The 459-nt window shown below is 50.8% G+C and carries 1 protein-coding gene; it reads left to right on the top strand.

Going from position 1 to position 459, the window contains the following annotated elements:
- Window positions 1-459 (top strand): aminotransferase class III-fold pyridoxal phosphate-dependent enzyme (locus LKX83_RS31845; protein ID WP_227887266.1); only part of this gene is annotated, 459 nt, incomplete at both ends.

Consider the following 459-nt stretch of genomic DNA (forward strand, 5'->3'; position numbering starts at 1 on the left):
TACCATTACGAATACCGTCGTCCTGAAGGCATGAGTGCTGAACAATACGACGAGTTCATCCTACAAGAGTTCAAGACATTCCTGCTTGGCGACGCGGCACCGGAAACAATCGCTGCGGTAGTGATGGAGCCTGTACAAGGCGAAGGCGGCTTTGTTGTTCCTTCTAAAAAATTCGTACAGGGTGTAGCTGAGATTTGTAAACAGCACGGCATTGTATTTGTAGCAGATGAGATTCAGACTGGCTTCAGCCGTACCGGAAAAATGTTTGCGGTCGAGCATTTTGATGTAGTACCGGATTTGATGACCATCTCCAAATCCATGGGGGCTGGTCTCCCGATCAGCGGCGTCATCGGACGCAAGGAAATTATGGATGCAGCCAATCCAGGCGAGTTGGGCGGAACCTATGCAGGAAGTCCACTGGGATGCCGAGCCGCTCTTGCCGTACTTGATGTAATCGAG

The sequence above is a fragment of the Cohnella baijiui genome (assembly GCF_020731285.1).
In the GTDB taxonomy this organism is placed as follows: domain Bacteria; phylum Bacillota; class Bacilli; order Paenibacillales; family Paenibacillaceae; genus Cohnella.